Below are 16,543 nucleotides of genomic sequence, written 5' to 3'. Positions count from 1 at the left end.
ACCTTCGCGAGCAAGCTCGCTCCTACAGATTCCGCGGAAGTTGATTCCAGGAACCGCAATGACCAAAGTCGACTTCTATATCCTGCCCAGCGCCGATCCGTCGGCGCGGCTGGATTTCGCCTGCAAGCTCACTGAAAAAGCCTGGCGCATGGGCCATCGCATCTACCTGCATTGCAGCGATGCGAACCAACGTGACGATCTCGACGCACGCCTCTGGGCGTTCAAGGGCGAAAGTTTCGTGCCCCATGGCCCCGCCGAGAGCGAGCCGCAGGGTTTGATTGTGCTGGGCCTGGGAGACGACTGCGGTCAACATCAGGACCTGCTGGTTAATCTCGCCCTGAAAGTACCGACCTTTGCCAACAAGTTCGCCCGCGTGGCGGAAGTGGTGGTGGAAGACCCGGTGATTCGCCAGGCCGCGCGGGAGAGTTTCCGTTTCTATCGCGAACAGGGCTATCCTTTGCAAGACCACCGTTTACAGCGACTCTGAGTATTCCGATGGACACGCCAAAACAGCAACAGTCCGCGCATCTGCTGGACGACCTCGAGTCGATCCGCCAACTGCTCGGCGATGACAACCTGCAACCACCGTTGCTGACCGACACGGTCGAGGACGAGGATCAGGAACAGATCCCCATGCTGTTCGAGGCTGCCGGCAACCCGCCAGCCGCCAGCGAACCGCCCCCTGCCCCGGCTGCCGAAGATAAAGGCCCGGACGCCTTGCTGCATCTGGACGGCGAACTGCGCGCCGCTGCCATGCTGATCATGCAAGACGTGATCGACGACTTTGCGCCGCATATCGAAACCGAAATCAAACGCCGACTGGCGGCGCGGATGGAGCGGTTGCTCAGCCAGTACGAGTAGCCCACGCCATTCCAATGTAGGAGCTGCCGCAGGCTGCGATCTTTTGACTTGATCTTCAACGATTCCGGAAAAGATCAAGATCAAAAGATCGCAGCCTGCGGCAGCTCCTACCGTGTTCGCACCGTGAGAGATGACGCGCCCTGTCCGCCCCTGCTCGCCCTTCGCCCCATGCCCCGCTATACTCGTCGGCTTTTCCTGAATTAATGCCAATAGGGTCCCGCCGCGCATGGATAAGACCTACCAGCCGCACGCCATTGAAACTTCCTGGTACAACACCTGGGAGTCTGAGAATTACTTCGCCCCGCAAGGCGCGGGCGAGTCCTACACCATCATGATCCCGCCGCCGAATGTGACGGGCAGCCTGCACATGGGGCACGGCTTCAACAACGCGATCATGGACGCCCTGATCCGTTTCCGCCGCATGCAGGGTCGCAACACTCTGTGGCAGCCGGGTACCGACCACGCCGGTATCGCTACGCAGATGCTGGTGGAGCGTCAACTCGAAGCCCAGGGTCAGAGTCGCCACGATCTTGGTCGCGAGAAATTCCTCGAGAAAATCTGGGAATGGAAGGATCAGTCCGGTGGCAACATCAGCCGCCAGATCCGCCGCCTCGGCTCGTCCGTAGACTGGAGCCGCGAGCGCTTCACCATGGACGACGGCCTGTCTGAAGCGGTCAAGGAAGCATTCGTGCGCCTGCACGAAGACGGCCTGATCTACCGCGGCAAGCGCCTGGTCAACTGGGACACCAAGCTGCACACGGCGATTTCCGACCTCGAAGTGGAAAACCACGACGAGAAAGGTTTCCTGTGGAACCTCAAGTACCCGTTGGCCGACGGCGCGAAAACCGCTGAAGGCAACGACTTCCTGATCGTCGCGACCACTCGCCCGGAAACCATGCTCGGCGACGCCGCCGTGGCCGTTAACCCGAACGATGAACGCTACAAAGCCCTGATCGGCAAATTTGTCGAGCTGCCGCTGGTCGGCCGCCGCATTCCGATCATCGCCGACGATTACTGCGATCCTGAGTTCGGCACCGGTTGTGTGAAAATCACCCCGGCCCACGATTTCAACGACTACGAAGTCGGCAAGCGTCACAACCTGCCGCTGCTGAACATCTTCGACAAGAACGCCGCCGTTTTGCCGGCCTGCCAGGTGTTCAACCTCGACGGCACACTGAACGAAAGCATCGACGGCAAGATCCCGGCTGAATACGCAGGCCTGGACCGCTTCGAGGCGCGCAAGCAAATCGTTGCCGCCTTCGACGCCGCCGGCCTGCTGGTCAGCGTCGACGATCACGCCCTGAAAGTGCCGAAAGGCGATCGCTCGGGCACCATCATCGAGCCGTGGCTGACCGACCAGTGGTACGTGTCGACCAAGCCTTTGGCCGAGCCTGCAATTGCTGCCGTTGAAGACGGCCGCATCCAGTTCGTGCCGAAACAATACGAAAACATGTACTTCTCGTGGATGCGTGACATCCAGGACTGGTGCATCAGCCGTCAACTGTGGTGGGGTCACCGGATCCCGGCCTGGTACGACGAGTCGGGCAAAGTCTACGTCGGTCGCGACGAAGCCGAAGTGCGCACCAAGCACAACCTCGGCCCGGACGTGGCGTTGCAACAGGACAACGACGTACTCGACACCTGGTTCAGTTCGGGCCTGTGGACGTTCTCCACGCTCGGCTGGCCTGAGCAGACCGAATTCCTGAAGAAATTCCACTCCACCGACGTGCTGGTGACCGGTTTCGACATCATTTTCTTCTGGGTTGCCCGGATGATCATGCTCACCATGCATTTGGTGAAAAACGAAGACGGCACGCCGCAGGTTCCATTCAAGACCGTGTATGTGCACGGCCTGGTGCGCGATGGCCAGGGCCAGAAGATGTCCAAGTCCAAGGGCAACGTCCTTGACCCGCTGGACATCATCGACGGCATCGAGCTGGAAGATCTGGTGCAGAAACGCACTTCCGGCATGATGCAGCCGAAACTGGCGAAGAAGATCGAGAAGCAGACCCGCGACGAATTCGCCGACGGCATCGCCAGCTACGGCACCGACGCCCTGCGCTTCACTTTCTGCTCGCTGGCCTCCACCGGTCGCGACATCAAGTTCGACATGGGCCGCGTCGAAGGCTATCGCAACTTCTGCAACAAAATCTGGAACGCGGCGCGCTACGTGCTGGACAAAGGCGAAGACTGCGGCCAGAACGGCGAAGCCTACGAACTGTCCCTGGCGGATCGCTGGATCATCTCGCAGCTGCAACGCACCGAAGCCGAAGTGACCCGTCAGCTCGACCAGTTCCGCTTCGACCTGGCCGCACAAGCCTTGTACGAGTTCATCTGGAACCAGTATTGCGACTGGTACCTGGAACTGTCCAAGCCGGTGCTGTGGGACGAAAACGCGCCGGTCGAACGCCAGCGCGGCACCCGTCGCACCCTGGTTCGCGTACTGGAAGTTGCCCTGCGCCTGGCGCACCCGTTCATGCCGTTCATCACCGAAGAAATCTGGCAGCGCATCGCGCCGCTGGCCGGCATCGAAGGCAAGACAATCATGCTGCAGCCTTGGCCAGTGGCCAATGAAGAGCGCATTGACGCAGCCGCCGAAGATGACATCGAATGGCTGAAAACGCTGATGCTCGGCACGCGTAACATTCGCGCCGAAATGAACATTGGTCCAGGCAAGCCGCTTAACCTGTTCCTGAAGAACGTCAGCGCCGAAGACCAGCGTCGTCTCACCGAAAACGAAGCCCTGCTGAAGAAGCTCGCGCGCCTCGAGTCGATCACTGTGCTGGCAGCAGACGAAGAAGCACCACTGTCCGCGACCGCCCTGGTCGGCGAGATGGAAGTGCTTGTGCCAATGGCCGGCCTGATCGACAAGGACGCCGAGCTGGCACGCCTGGACAAGGAAATCCTGCGCTTGCAAGGTGAAGTCCAGCGCGTGGGCGGCAAGCTGTCGAACGCCGGTTTCGTCGACAAGGCGCCGGCCGAAGTCATCGAGAAGGAACGCGCCAAACTGGCCGAAGCGCAACAGGCTTTGGGCAAACTGGCCGAGCAGCATGCGCGGATTGCCAGTTTGTAACGGCAAATCGCAATGAAAAAGGGAGGCCAGAAATGGCCTCCCTTTTTTGTGCCTGCCACTCACCCACAAACACCGCCCCCTGTAGGAGCTGCCGAAGGCTGCGATCTTTTGATCTTCAAAATCAAGATCAAAAGATCGCAGCCTTCGGCAGCTCCTACAGGGGATATGCGTCATTGGGTAGCTAATGTGGGACAATGCCCGTCACTTTCAGCCATACCCGAATCGATCACACCCATGAACGCCCCCCGCACACCCCGCCCTGCGCGCAAGAAGCCCGAATCCGCGACCCCGGCCAAAGCCGTCGAGCCCCGCGAAAAGGCCAGCCTGCACCCGCGCAACCGCCACCAGGGTCGTTATGACTTCCCGGCGCTGATCAAGACCACGCCCGAACTGGCGAAGTTCGTGATCACCAACCCATACGGCAAGGAAAGCATCGACTTCGCCAGCCCGGACGCGGTGCGGGTGTTCAACCGCGCGCTGCTCAAGTCGTTCTACGGCGTGGCCCACTGGGACATCCCGGCGGATTACCTGTGCCCGCCGGTTCCGGGGCGTGCCGACTATGTGCACTTCCTGGCCGACCTGTTGGCCAGCGTCAATGACGGCGAAATCCCCCGTGGCGCGCCGGTCAAGGTGCTCGACATCGGCATGGGCGCCAACTGCGTCTATCCGCTGATTGGCTACAGCGACTACCGCTGGCACTTCCTCGGCTCGGAAATCGACCCGACCGCCGTGGCCGCTGCCAAGGCCATCGTCCAGTCCAACGGGCTGAACAAGGCCATTCAGTTGCGCCAGCAAACCAACCCCAAGCACATCCTGCTGGGGTTGCTGGAGCCGGGCGAACGCTTCGACCTGACCATGTGCAACCCGCCGTTCCACGCCTCGATGGACGAAGCCACCAAGGGCAGCGAGCGTAAATGGCGCGCACTGGGTCGCGCCGACCCGAAACGCAAGCTGCCGGTGCTGAACTTTGGTGGCCAGTCGGCTGAACTGTGGTGCGAGGGCGGCGAGGCGCGCTTCGTGACTCAATTGATCGCCGAGAGCGCGCATTTCCAGCACAAGGTGCTGTGGTTCAGCACCCTGGTGTCCAAGGCGTCGAACCTGCCCGCGATCGAGATCGCCCTGAAAAAGGCCGGCGTGCTGGAAAGCCAGGTCGTGGAAATGTCCCAGGGGCAGAAGAAAAGCCGTTTCGTCGCCTGGACGTTCCAGACCAAGAGCGAACAGCAAATCTGGCGTCAGCGCTGGGCTCGCTGAGACCGTAGGCGCTGCGGCACGCTGCGATCTTTTGATGTTGTTGTGAAAGATCAAGAGATCGCAGCCTCGTTTCACTCGACAGCGCCTACAGCGGTGATACTCCCGCGATGGTTCGAGCCCTCCGGCAAATCACAGGCACAAAAAAACCGTGCCCGGATCGCTCCGGAGCACGGTTTTTTTACACGTCTTACTTGTTAACAGCGTCGGTCAGGCCTTTGGCCACAACCAGCTTGATAACTTTCTTGGCAGCGATTTCGATGGCAGCGCCAGTCGAAGGGTTGCGGCCAGTACGGGCAGGACGTTCGGTCACTTTCAATTTGCCGATACCTGGCAGAGTGATTTCGCCGCCATTTTCCAGCTGATCGGCAACGATTTGGCCCAGTTGGTCCAGAGCATTACGCGCGGTGGTTTTTGGCGCGTCGATAGCTTCAGCGATGTCGGCGATCAGTTGGTCTTTAGTAAGAGCCATGTAGTGTTCCTTCCCTATCAAATTCATATGGATTGCAGAGTGCAGTGTCAGCCATCGAGCCCGATCTTCTGGATCTGGCACCCTCGGCCAATAACCACGGGATCGGGGTTATAGATACCGAAATCAGGGTTTGGTTCGACCTGACAAATGCTGAATGCACGCTTAACGCAGTGACTTCGCGCAAGACCGGGCAAAACTAGCACAGAGACGGGGAAATATCCGCCTCTAGCTACCCATTTGGTCAGCTTTATTGGTCTAAAACGTTAAAAAACAGCATAAGGGCCGCTGCGCACCCGCAAATTGCCCCTCAACCCCCGTAGGAGCTGCCGAAGGCTGCGATCTTTTGATCTTTTTTGTTTAAAAAGCAAAGTCAAAAGATCGCAGCCTTCGGCAGCTCCTACAAAGGGCATGCATACCTAGTTGCGGTACACTGGGCGCTTTTTCGGGGAGCGCGCCCTCCCCTCTACAATCAGCCGAGAAGCCCATGCCGATCCGCCATTGCATCGTCCACCTGATCGACAAAAAACCCGACGGCACGCCTGCAGTTCTGCATGCCCGCGACGAAGAGTTACCTGAGTCGAGCGCCATCGAGAACATGCTTGCCGACCTCAACGAGAGCTACAACGCCAAACAAGGCAAGGCATGGGGTTTGTTCCATGCCGAGTCCGGGGCGCACCCGTTCAGCGGCTGGCTGAAGGAGTATCTCGAAGGCGGCAAGGACTTCACGGCATTCAGCCGGGTGGCGGTGGAGCATCTGCAGAAGCTGATGGAGGAATCCAACCTCTCGGTCGGTGGGCACGTGCTGTTTGCACACTATCAGCAAGGCATGACTGACTACCTGGCCATCGCCCTGCTGCATCACAGCGAAGGCGTCGCCGTGACCGAGCAGCTCGATGTGACCCCGTCCCGCCACCTGGACCTGGGTCAGCTGCACCTCGCGGCGCGGATCAACGTGTCGGAGTGGCAGAACAACAAGCAGTCCAAGCAGTACATTTCGTTCATCAAAGGCAAGAACGGGAAAAAGGTCTCGGAGTACTTCCGCGACTTCATCGGCTGCCAGGAAGGCGTCGACGGCCCCGGTGAAACCCGCACGCTGCTCAAGGCCTTCAGTGATTTCGTTGAAAGCGAAGACCTGCCGGAAGAGTCCGCCCGGGAGAAAACCAAGACGCTGGTGGACTACGCCAGCAGCCAGGCCAAGATGGGTGAGCCCATGGGCCTGGAGGAACTGTCCGGGTTGATTGATGAAGAACGTCCTAAGGCGTTCTACGATCACATCCGCAACAAGGACTACGGCCTGTCTCCGGAGATCCCTGCGGACAAACGTACCCTGAATCAATTCCGTCGTTTCACGGGCCGTGCCGAGGGCCTCTCCATCAGCTTTGAGGCGCACCTGCTGGGCTCGAAGATCGAGTACGACGAAGAAGCCGGCACCCTGATCATCAAGGGCCTGCCAACCCAGCTCACCGATCAGCTCAAGCGTCGCAACTGATGCTGCGGGGCGTGCTGAAAAAATTCCTGCTGATCCTGCTGGTGATCGTGGTCTATCAGAACTGGGGCAAGATCGAGCGGGTGTTCAATCCGTCCCAGGTGGTATCGGAGCAGACCCAGGCCAAGGCCGATGTGGTGCTCTACGCCACTGAATGGTGTGGTTACTGCAAGTTGACCCGACGGTTTCTCGACCAGAAAGGCATTCCCTACAAGGAGTTCGATATCGAGAAGGATGCCCAGGCGCGCAAGGCTTACGAGGCGCTGGGTGGCGGCGGCATTCCGATCATCGATGTAAACGGGACGTTGATTCGCGGGTATGACCCGGACGCCATACTCGCAGCCTTGAAATAAACAAGATCGCAGCCTTCGGCAGCGCCTGCAGATGAGCACCGCTCTAATTCAGGAACTGCCGGAGGCTGGGATCTGTTGATCTACCGCTGCTTTTCGAGACGAAACCCGAATCGCGGGAAATGCACATGCACCACCCCGCACCGCTCATCCTCGCGACGCAGAATCAGCTCTTCACTTCCGGCAAACACCAACTCACCCGCCACCGGATCAACCCCATAATCCGTGGCCGCAATCACTACCCGCTGACCCGCCTCGAAACCGTTAGGTTCTGCAAAGCGTTCCTGCGGCAACTGCGCCGGTGTAGCGCTGCGTGCCACCTCAAGCGCTTGCTCTGCAGTCATCTCGCTCGCAGCCCCATGGCCAAAGCCCAAGACGCGGCCCAACCAGGCTGACACTGCCGGATACCCATCGACCAGCGGCGAAGTGACCGGCGTCGCCTTGAGGAACCACAGTGGATGCGCCAGGGCGAAATCGGCAATCGACGGCTCGCCGAAGAGGAAATCACCCTGCTCGCGCTGCAGTTGCTGTTCGAGTCGCGCCATGATCGTCGGCCACTGGTGCCTGGCTTGCTCGGCAGACACGCGGGTGGCGCTGCCACCACTGAACAGCCCGGCGCGATCCGCCAGGAAGGCCTTGATTGCTTCCGGCGGCAGGCTGGCAAAACGCACGGCGACAGATTCCGGCTGGAACACCAGGCTAACGGCATGCTGGAACACCACTGAGTCCGCCCAGGCGGCGAACGACGCAGCGATCATCTCCTGACCTTCCGGGAAGAGAGCCGGCAAGGCTTTTTCATGCTCCAGGCGCCGGGCAATCAACGCAGTGTCGCAGTAGATGTCTGCACCGACCTGCAACACCGGCGTCTTGCGATAGCCACCCGTCAAGGCGGTGAGGTCAGGCTTGGGCATCACCGGTGAAATCTTCACCGAGCGCCAGGACAGCCCCTTGAAACCCAACAACAGGCGGGCCTTTTCGGCGAAAGGGGACGTCGGGTAATGATGCAGGATCAACTCGGACATGCTCGGCTCCGCCGCGCGAATTAGGAGTCAACAGCTTAGCGCGCAATCGGCAGGCGGCCTACGGGTCTGCCTGATGGGAACTGATCAGTCAGATTGATAGTTCGCGACCAGGCACTCCTTGGCGCTTTTCCTGAGTTTCTTGATCAGCCGCTCCTGACGTAGCGCTTCACTCCTGTCGCGACAGGCCTCGGTGTACACCAGGGCCACGGCCGGGCTTGAGAGGAAGAAGCGCGCACCTTTACCCCGCTGGTGAGTGGCGAAGCGGCGCACGGGGTCGTCGCTGATCCCGCAGTACAGTGAACCATTGGCGGCACGTACGAGGTAGACGAACCAGGGCTTGCTGACCAGCGGCGTTTCGACGGCGCTAACAGACGTTTGGCTGAGACTGTTCAATTGACGATCTGGATTGGAAAAGAAACAAGTGGCGATCTTATCAGCGCCCGGCCTGGAATGCCTTCAACCCCTTCAAGGCCTGGGCCCGAACGGCGTTTTTTACCAGGGGCGACCAGCCCAACAGCAGACCTTTTAAACCCAGCGCCTGGCGCGACCAGGACCACAGGTCAAAACGGTCGTGGTGCTCGCAGATTTTTCCGTCGCGAAACACGAACCGTGCCTGGATGTCGTTGACCACGGTATTGCCGGTCTGGCTGAACAGGTACGTCGCCACCCAATGTGCACTCCCGGTGCGCTCGTCGGCGCGGACGTCGTCGAACGTCAGGGAAAAGTCCCTGGCGCGAGTGGTGAGCATGCGCCACATGTCACCCGCATCACGCCCATGCAGTTCACCGAAGGCCGGGTCACTGAACACCACGTCATCGGTGTAGCAGGCGCTCATGGCCTCGGCATCCAGCCGCTGGAAAGCCTGGTAAAACCGGGTAATCAATGCTTGGTGGGCATCACTCATGTGCAGGCTCCTGGGTGGCGGAACAGTTTTGAAGACTGCCCGCACGATAGCCTGCCAATTCGCGGAACACTATCGGCATTCGTGGGCCGAATACCGATAGTGTCCGAGGTGTCAGAGTTTTTCGCTGACTACTTGAACGTACAACGATCGCCCGGCTCCCAGGCCGGCAAGGATCGCGCCCAGGCCGATGACCCCGAAAATCCAGCCGACCGCCGCCCAGCCGCCGGTCCAGTCATGCACGATGCCGACCGCCAATGGCCCCATGGATGCCAGGGTGTAGCCGAAGCCTTGAGCCATGCTCGACAGGTTCGCCGCTACGTGGGCATCTCGCGAGCGCAGCACGATCAGGGTCAGCGCCAGGCTGAACGCCCCGCCCTGTCCCAGCCCGAGCAGAATCGCCCAGCCCCACAAGCCATCGATCGGCGCATACAGGCACCCGAACAGGCCACTGAGGGTCAAAGCCATAACGACCACGATGGCCAGGCGCTGGTCCTTGCCGCGAGTCGCCAGCCAGGGAGCCGCCAAGGAACTGGCCAACTGCACAATCACCGAGCCGGACAGAACCAGCCCCGCCTGGGTCGGCGTCAGGCCGCGACCGATCAGGATCGAAGGCAACCAGCCAAACACGATATACGCCAGGGACGATTGCAGGCCCATGTACAGGGTCACTTGCCAGGCCAGCGGGTCACGCAGCAAACCGCGAACCCGGTAGGCGACATTGTGCGCACCGTGTTTGTGCCCGACTTGCGGCAGCCAGAACAGCGCCGCGACCAACGCCGGAATAACCCAGAAGCCCAGGCCCGTTGCCCAGCTCTGGTCGAAATGTTCGCTCAGCGGCACGGTGGCGCCTGCGGCCATCGCTGCCCCCAGGCACAGGGCCATGGTGTAGACCCCGGTCATGGTACCCGCGTGTTTGGCAAAGTCGCGCTTGACGATACCCGGCAGCAATACGCCGATCACACCAATGCTGGCACCCGCCAGCACGCTGCCGGCAAACAGGCCGATTTCGCCAAACGAACTGCGCAGGATGATTCCTCCGGCCAGCGTCAGCAGAATGCCCAGCACCACCCGTTCGGCGCCAAAACGGCGCGCCAGGATCGGTGCCAGCGGTGCGAACAGGCCGAGGCACAGCACCGGCAAGGTGGTCAGCAGACCGGCCTGGGCCGCCGATAATCCGAGGCTTTTCGACACGTCACTGAGCATCGGCGCCATGCTCGACAGCGCCGGGCGCAAGTTCAATGCCACCAGGATCAGGCCCAGCAACAGCAGCCAGGGCCGGCGCAGGATCGGATGGCTGTTCTGCACCTCGTCGTCATCGGCCTCGGCGTCGATCAGCAGCTCTTCGAGCTCTGCCGTGCGTTTGGCTTCAGGGATGTTGCTGTTACGGCTGGACATGGTTTTCTCGTGTTCAAGGTTCATTGATCAACTGCCTGGACAGGGCTTTGGCCCGTTCCGGGTCACGTTGCTCGACGGCGTCCAGCAGTTCGATATGCAGGTCGAACACTTCCTGGCGCCGTGGGGTGATGTTCAGGGTCTGGCGCAGTTGCGCACCGACGATGCTGGAGAAGTAGCGATACAGCTCACTGAGCGTGGGGTTGTGTGCGGCATCGACCAGGCGCCGGTGAAACACCAGGTCGCAGGCGATGTAGCTGTCGAGATCGCCATGGTAGTGGCTGCCGCTGACGCCCAGTGCTTCACGCAAGGCCACCAGGTCTTCGTCAGTGCGGCGCAAGGCGGCCAGGCCAATGGCCTCGACTTCAAGAATGTGCCGGGTTTCGCGGGCCTGCTCATGAGAGCAGCGGGACAGCGCTTTGAGGGTGTCGAGTGGATCGATCACCGCGCGCAAGTAACTACCGTCACCCTGGCGAATCTCAATCAATCCGGAAAAGGCCAACACGCGCATGGCTTCACGCACGGTATTACGGCTGATACCGAGCTCTGCGGACAACTCGGGTTCGGTGGGCAGGCGTTGGCCCACAGTCCACGTGCCTTCGGTGATGCGTAAACGAAGCTGATCCAACGCCTGGTCGACCAGAGATCTTTTTACCAATGGAGACATCTGAGCCAAGACACCCTTGCAGTCATCCAATCATAGGATGTATTTCCTGACATGTTAGTCAGGTTTGCTCCTAAAGGCAACCGCTGCTCCATCCAGGTAGAACAGCCAGCTCACATCCGACAGATATTGAGGAACTTTCCCGCAACAGCCTCAGGCCTTTCCGATAGATGAACGCTGCACCCGGCCAATAGACTTCCTGCACCCAAGGCACTGCCTTGGGGCGTGCTTCAGCGCCTCCTAACTTCACACAGACAAGGAACACGCTATGCAGGAATTCAAATACGGCAACAAATCAGAACCTTCATTCTTTCTGGACACTGCCCCTGATCTGGTCGTCGTCCGAACCCTTCCCGGCTTGCCAGCCCTTCTCGACACCACCGCCCCCCCCCTGGACCATGCACAACGGGTGATTCATTTCGAGTCGTCAGGACTGAGTGTTTTCAAGCTGCCAGCCGACTCCGGGAATCTGCAGGCCTGCAAGCGCTGCTTGCGTCAACTACCCAACGTGCGTTTCGCCGGCAGCGTCCTGGTGGCGGCGGACACCAGGGAACCCGTGATCTATACCGAAAATATCTTCATCAAGTTTATCGACTCACACGACTCGCTGGCCTGCGAAACCGTACTCGAAGAAGCAGGACTGACGATCAAGACAAAAGTCGTTTACGCACAAAACGCTTATTTCGTGACGCCAGGAGAAGGCTGCGGAACACAGGTATTCAATCAGGCACTGACCTTGCTCGAACGTGAGGATGTGGAGTACTGCCATCCTGAACTCCTGACAAAACGTCACTCACGCACTATCCACCCCAATCAGTGGCACCTGAAAAAAACCACTGTAAGCTATCAGTATGAAATTGATGCCAGTGCCAACGTCGAGGCTGCCCACGCCCTGAGTCTGGGCGCGAATGTAGTGATCGCCGTCATAGACGATGCTTTTGATATCGACCATCCCGAATTCACCTCGGCCGACAAAATCGTCGCCCCGAGGAGCTACAGAAACCCCAGGCAACCCGGAGCCGACCCGCGCCCTCAGCACGCCGATGAAAGCCATGGTACCGCCGCCGCAGGTGTCGCCTGTGCCGATGGCCTGCATGGCGCAAGCGGAGTCGCACCCAGAGCAAGACTGATGCCGATCAGCCTGGGTGACGCGGAGTCACTGGGAGGTCAGACCGAAGCGAACGCTTTCGTCTGGGCTGCGCTCAATGGCGCGGACATCATCAGTTGCAGTTGGGGCCCTCCGGACGGAAACTGGGCCGACCCTATGGATCCGGCCCATCATCAAGTCCATCCGTTACCCGCCAGTATTCGCCTGGCCATCAATTTCGCCGCGCTCAGAGGGAGAAAGGGCAAGGGCTGCCCGATTTTCTTCGCCGCCGGCAATGGCAGTGAAAGTGTCGACAATGATGGTTATGCCAGCCATCCACTGGTCATGGCCGTAGCCGCCTGCAACGACCACAGCCGCCGCAGCGCCTACAGTGATTACGGAAAAGCCATCTGGTGCGCGTTTCCCAGCGATCAGGAACAGCACCCGGATTACAATTTCCAGCCCAGCAGTTTTCCCGCTCGCACCCGCGGCATATGGACAACAGATCTGCGAGGAAGAAATGGCTACAACGACAAAGCCCTTGGGCAAGGTGACTTGTGGGGCAACTACACCGAGAGCTTTGGCGGAACGTCGAGCGCCTGCCCCGGCGCCGCCGGGGTGGCGGCTCTGGTTTTATCGGCCAACCCCGCGCTGACACGCACCGAGGTTCGCTCGATCCTTGCTGACTGTTGCGACAAGATCACTCATTTCCTGGATGGAGCGATGGGAGAATATGATCAGAATGGCCATAGCCACTATTACGGTCACGGCAGGCTCAATGCATTGAAGGCAGTGCAGTTGGCCTTGGATAAAAAGACCAGCTGATAGCAGGCGGTTGTCGATTGGAAAAAAATAAACCCGGCACTCAGTCCGGGTTTATTTCACTGCCGAGCGTCGATCAATGCAGGATCTGGCTCAGGAACAGCTTGGTGCGCTCATTCTGCGGGTTGTCGAAGAAGTCATTCGGCGCCGCCTGTTCAACGATCTCGCCTTTGTCCATGAAGATCACGCGGTTGGCCACGGTACGGGCGAAGCCCATTTCGTGGGTCACGCAAAGCATGGTCATGCCGTCTTCGGCCAGGCCGATCATGGTGTCCAGCACCTCTTTCACCATCTCGGGGTCAAGTGCCGAAGTCGGTTCGTCGAACAACATGATTTTCGGCTTCATGCACAGGGCACGGGCAATCGCCACGCGCTGCTGCTGACCGCCGGACAGTTGCCCCGGGAATTTATGCGCCTGCTCCGGAATGCGTACGCGTTCCAGGTAGTGCATGGCGATTTCCTCGGCCTTGCGCTTGGGCATCTTGCGCACCCACATCGGCGCCAGGGTGCAGTTCTGCAGGATGGTCAGGTGCGGGAAGAGGTTGAAGTGCTGGAACACCATGCCGACTTCGCGACGCACCGACTCGATCTGCTTGAGGTCGTTGGTCAGCTCCACGCCATCGACCACGATGCGCCCCTGCTGGTGTTCTTCCAGGCGATTAAGACAGCGAATAGTGGTGGATTTGCCGGAACCCGACGGACCGCACAGGACGATTCGCTCGCCCTGCTTGACGTTCAGGTTGATGTCCTTGAGTACGTGAAACTGCCCGTACCACTTGTTCACGCCCTGCATCTGGATAATGCCTTCAGGGCTCACAGGCTGTTTAATTGCTTCGCTCATAAAAAGAACTCCTAACGCTTGTGGCCAGTGTCGAGCTTGCGTTCCAGATGCATGGAATAGCGCGACATACCAAAACAGAAAATCCAGAACACCAGGGCGGCGAACACGTAGCCTTCAGTGGCCATGCCCAGCCATTTCGGGTCGGCGGCCGCTTGCTTGACGCTGTTGAGCAGGTCGAACAGGCCGATGATGATCACCAGGCTGGTGTCCTTGAACAGCGCAATGAAGGTGTTGACGATGCCAGGGATCACCAGCTTCAGGGCTTGCGGCAGGATCACCAGGCCCATCGAGCGCCAGTAACCAAGGCCCATCGCTGCGGCTGCTTCGTACTGACCTTTGGGAATCGCCTGCAAGCCACCGCGCACCACCTCGGCCACATAGGCCGACTGGAACAGGATCACGCCGATCAGGGCCCGTAGCAGCTTGTCGAAGTTCATGCCTTCTGGCAGGAACAACGGCAGCATTACCGAGGACATGAACAACACCGTGATCAACGGCACGCCGCGCCAGAATTCGATGAAGGTCACACAGACCACGCGAATCGCCGGCATGTTCGAGCGCCGCCCCAGTGCCAGGACAATACCCAGCGGCAAGGCGCCGGCAATCCCGACGGTGGCGATCACCAGGGTCAGCATCAGGCCGCCCCATTGGCTGGTCGCCACCTGGGTCAGGCCAAACACACCACCGTGCAACAGGCACCAGGCAATGATCGGATACAGCACCAGGAAGCTCAGCCCGTACACCGCTTTACGCGGGAAGCGCGAGATGAACAACGGGGCCACGCCGATAACCGCCAGCCACACGGTCAGGTCCACGCGCCAGCGCATGTCCACCGGGTAGTAGCCGTACATGAACTGGCCGAAGCGCTGCTGAATGAACACCCAGCAGGCGCCCTCCTTCGTGCAGTCGGCCTGGCTGGTCCCGACCCAGTTGGCATTGATGATCGCCCAGCTGAGGATCGGCGGCACCACGAGGTAGATCAGGTAGAACGCAAACAGGGTCAGCAGGGTGTTGAGCCAGCTGGAGAACATGTTGGCGCGCATCCACGCCACCACACCGATACTGCGGTCCGGTGGGGGCATGTCAGGTTTGAAAATATGAGTACTCATGCGCTATTCCTTACCGCTCGATCAGCGCAATGCGCTTGTTGTACCAGTTCATCAGCAGGGAAATGCTGATACTGATCGCCAGGTACACGCTCATGGTGATGGCAATCACCTCGATCGCCTGTCCGGTCTGGTTGAGCACCGTGCCGGCAAACAACGAAACCATTTCCGGATAACCGATACCGGCAGCCAGCGAGGAGTTTTTCGCCAGGTTCAGGTATTGGCTGGTCAGCGGTGGAATGATCACGCGCAGGGCTTGCGGGATGATCACCTTGCGCAGGGTCGGACCGTTGCGCAGCCCCAGGGAGTGCGCCGCCTCGGTCTGGCCATGGCTGACCGACTTGATGCCCGAGCGCACGATCTCGGCAATGAATGCCGCGGTGTACACGGTGAGCGCCAGGGTCAACGCCAGCAGTTCGGGGATCAATACCCAGCCACCGACGAAGTTGAAGCCTTGCAGCTTGGGCATTTCCCAATGCACCGGCGCGCCGAAGATCAACGCGCACAGTGCCGGGATCACCAGGAACAGTGCCAGGCCGACCCAGAACTTGTGGAATGGCACGCCGGTTTCTTCGAAACGTTTGTTGGCCCAGCGGCACATCAGCACGATAGCGACAATGGCCACGCCCACGCCGGCCACGAATGGCCAGAAACCATCAGACGCCAACGCCGCCGGCATGTTCAGGCCACGGCTGCTGACAAAGAAGGTATCGCCAAAGTTATGACTGGCACGCGGTCCTGGCATGGTCAGGAATACCGCGAAATACCAGAACAGGATCTGCAGCAGCGGCGGAATGTTGCGGAAAACCTCTACATACACCGTCGCCAGCTTGGCAATAATCCAGTTTTTTGACAGCCGTGACACGCCGACGATGAACCCGAGGATCGTCGCCAGGATCACGCCGATGAACGTCACCAGCAGCGTATTGAGCAGGCCGATGACAAACACCCGGGCATAGCTGTCCGATTCGGTGTAGTCGATCAGGTGTTGAGCGATGCCGAAACCGGCACTGCGCTCCAGAAAGTCGAAGCCGGAAGTGATGCCCCGGTGTTGCAGGTTGGTCTGGGTGTTGTCGAACAGAAACCAGCCCAGCGAGACCACCGCCACAATGGTGATGATCTGGAATAGCCACGCACGCACTTTGGGATCGCTGAGGCTGAGCCTCTGCTTTGGTGCGCCGATTGAATTTTGCATGAAGTGCCCCGCAAAGAATG

The 16,543-nt window shown here is 59.8% G+C and carries 16 protein-coding genes; 7 read left to right on the top strand and 9 right to left on the bottom strand.

Annotation, left to right across the window (positions count from 1 at the left end; translation table 11 throughout):
• The first annotated feature begins 58 nt into the window (after positions 1-58).
• The 4 genes from AAEZ05_RS19520 (at position 59) to rlmF (ending at position 5,185) form a co-directional block, all read left to right on the top strand.
• A complete protein-coding gene (locus tag AAEZ05_RS19520) occupies positions 59-487 on the top strand; it encodes a DNA polymerase III subunit chi (RefSeq protein WP_350648487.1) in 429 nt (142 codons plus the stop codon).
• Positions 488-495: 8 nt separating this feature from the next.
• Positions 496-861 (top strand): hypothetical protein, encoded by a 366-nt coding sequence (locus AAEZ05_RS19515; RefSeq protein ID WP_045062128.1) that lies wholly within the window; start codon positions 496-498, stop codon positions 859-861.
• A 226-nt stretch (positions 862-1,087) separates the two neighbouring features.
• Positions 1,088-3,934 carry a valine--tRNA ligase gene (locus AAEZ05_RS19510; protein WP_205891625.1) on the top strand — a complete coding sequence of 949 codons (2,847 nt, stop codon included), beginning with the start codon at positions 1,088-1,090 and terminating at the stop codon, positions 3,932-3,934.
• Positions 3,935-4,168: 234 nt separating this feature from the next.
• Positions 4,169-5,185 (top strand): 23S rRNA (adenine(1618)-N(6))-methyltransferase RlmF, encoded by a 1,017-nt coding sequence (rlmF, locus tag AAEZ05_RS19505; RefSeq protein ID WP_045062125.1) that lies wholly within the window; start codon positions 4,169-4,171, stop codon positions 5,183-5,185.
• A gap of 187 nt (positions 5,186-5,372) precedes the next feature.
• Here rlmF and AAEZ05_RS19500 read toward each other — a convergent pair whose 3' ends face one another.
• Positions 5,373-5,654, bottom strand: coding sequence for an HU family DNA-binding protein (locus AAEZ05_RS19500; protein WP_007905514.1), 282 nt, complete (start codon positions 5,652-5,654; stop codon positions 5,373-5,375).
• A 484-nt stretch (positions 5,655-6,138) separates the two neighbouring features.
• Here AAEZ05_RS19500 and yejK point away from each other — a divergent pair, with 484 nt between their 5' ends.
• Together yejK and AAEZ05_RS19490 are read left to right on the top strand one after the other, a co-directional pair.
• Complete coding sequence (yejK, locus tag AAEZ05_RS19495) at positions 6,139-7,143, top strand: nucleoid-associated protein YejK (RefSeq protein ID WP_045062124.1); 1,005 nt, start codon at positions 6,139-6,141, stop codon at positions 7,141-7,143.
• Positions 7,143-7,493, top strand: a complete 351-nt coding sequence (locus AAEZ05_RS19490) for a glutaredoxin family protein (RefSeq protein ID WP_045062123.1) — start codon at positions 7,143-7,145, stop codon at positions 7,491-7,493. The genes yejK and AAEZ05_RS19490 overlap by 1 nt, the downstream gene beginning before the upstream one ends.
• A gap of 80 nt (positions 7,494-7,573) precedes the next feature.
• Here AAEZ05_RS19490 and AAEZ05_RS19485 read toward each other — a convergent pair whose 3' ends face one another.
• The 5 genes from AAEZ05_RS19485 to AAEZ05_RS19465 form a co-directional block, all read right to left on the bottom strand.
• The gene (locus tag AAEZ05_RS19485) at positions 7,574-8,512 is read right to left on the bottom strand and encodes a glutathione S-transferase family protein (protein WP_350648484.1); all 939 of its coding nucleotides are present in this window, start codon (positions 8,510-8,512) and stop codon (positions 7,574-7,576) included.
• Between the two features lie 84 nt (positions 8,513-8,596).
• Positions 8,597-8,905: a GIY-YIG nuclease family protein gene (locus AAEZ05_RS19480; RefSeq protein ID WP_045062121.1), complete on the bottom strand. Its 309-nt coding sequence runs from the start codon at positions 8,903-8,905 to the stop codon at positions 8,597-8,599.
• 40 nt (positions 8,906-8,945) lie between these two features.
• A complete protein-coding gene (locus AAEZ05_RS19475) occupies positions 8,946-9,416 on the bottom strand; it encodes a nuclear transport factor 2 family protein (protein WP_350648482.1) in 471 nt (156 codons plus the stop codon).
• A 111-nt stretch (positions 9,417-9,527) separates the two neighbouring features.
• Complete coding sequence (locus AAEZ05_RS19470; RefSeq protein WP_045062119.1) at positions 9,528-10,835, bottom strand: CynX/NimT family MFS transporter; 1,308 nt, start codon at positions 10,833-10,835, stop codon at positions 9,528-9,530.
• A complete protein-coding gene (locus AAEZ05_RS19465; RefSeq protein WP_045062157.1) occupies positions 10,825-11,484 on the bottom strand; it encodes a FadR/GntR family transcriptional regulator in 660 nt (219 codons plus the stop codon). Before AAEZ05_RS19465 ends, AAEZ05_RS19470 begins: the two co-directional genes overlap by 11 nt.
• Positions 11,485-11,740: 256 nt before the next feature.
• On the opposite strand from AAEZ05_RS19465, the gene AAEZ05_RS19460 reads away from it, so the two are divergent.
• Entirely contained in the window at positions 11,741-13,384 is a 1,644-nt protein-coding gene (locus AAEZ05_RS19460; RefSeq protein WP_350599847.1) for a S8 family peptidase, read from the top strand.
• Positions 13,385-13,457: 73 nt separating this feature from the next.
• Here AAEZ05_RS19460 and AAEZ05_RS19455 read toward each other — a convergent pair whose 3' ends face one another.
• Genes AAEZ05_RS19455 through AAEZ05_RS19445 form a run of 3 tightly spaced genes read right to left on the bottom strand, consistent with a single transcriptional unit; the run spans position 13,458 to position 16,523 of the window.
• Complete coding sequence (locus tag AAEZ05_RS19455) at positions 13,458-14,222, bottom strand: amino acid ABC transporter ATP-binding protein (protein ID WP_045062117.1); 765 nt, start codon at positions 14,220-14,222, stop codon at positions 13,458-13,460.
• An 11-nt stretch (positions 14,223-14,233) separates the two neighbouring features.
• Complete coding sequence (locus AAEZ05_RS19450) at positions 14,234-15,331, bottom strand: amino acid ABC transporter permease (protein WP_045062116.1); 1,098 nt, start codon at positions 15,329-15,331, stop codon at positions 14,234-14,236.
• Between the two features lie 10 nt (positions 15,332-15,341).
• Complete coding sequence (locus AAEZ05_RS19445; RefSeq protein WP_045062115.1) at positions 15,342-16,523, bottom strand: amino acid ABC transporter permease; 1,182 nt, start codon at positions 16,521-16,523, stop codon at positions 15,342-15,344.
• Positions 16,524-16,543 lie beyond the last annotated feature (20 nt).

This window comes from Pseudomonas sp. HY13-MNA-CIBAN-0226 (genome assembly GCF_040310305.1).
Lineage (GTDB): Bacteria > Pseudomonadota > Gammaproteobacteria > Pseudomonadales > Pseudomonadaceae > Aquipseudomonas > Aquipseudomonas gregormendelii.
Note: the sequence above shows the minus strand (reverse complement) of the source record. Positions and strands in the feature narration are given on the sequence as shown.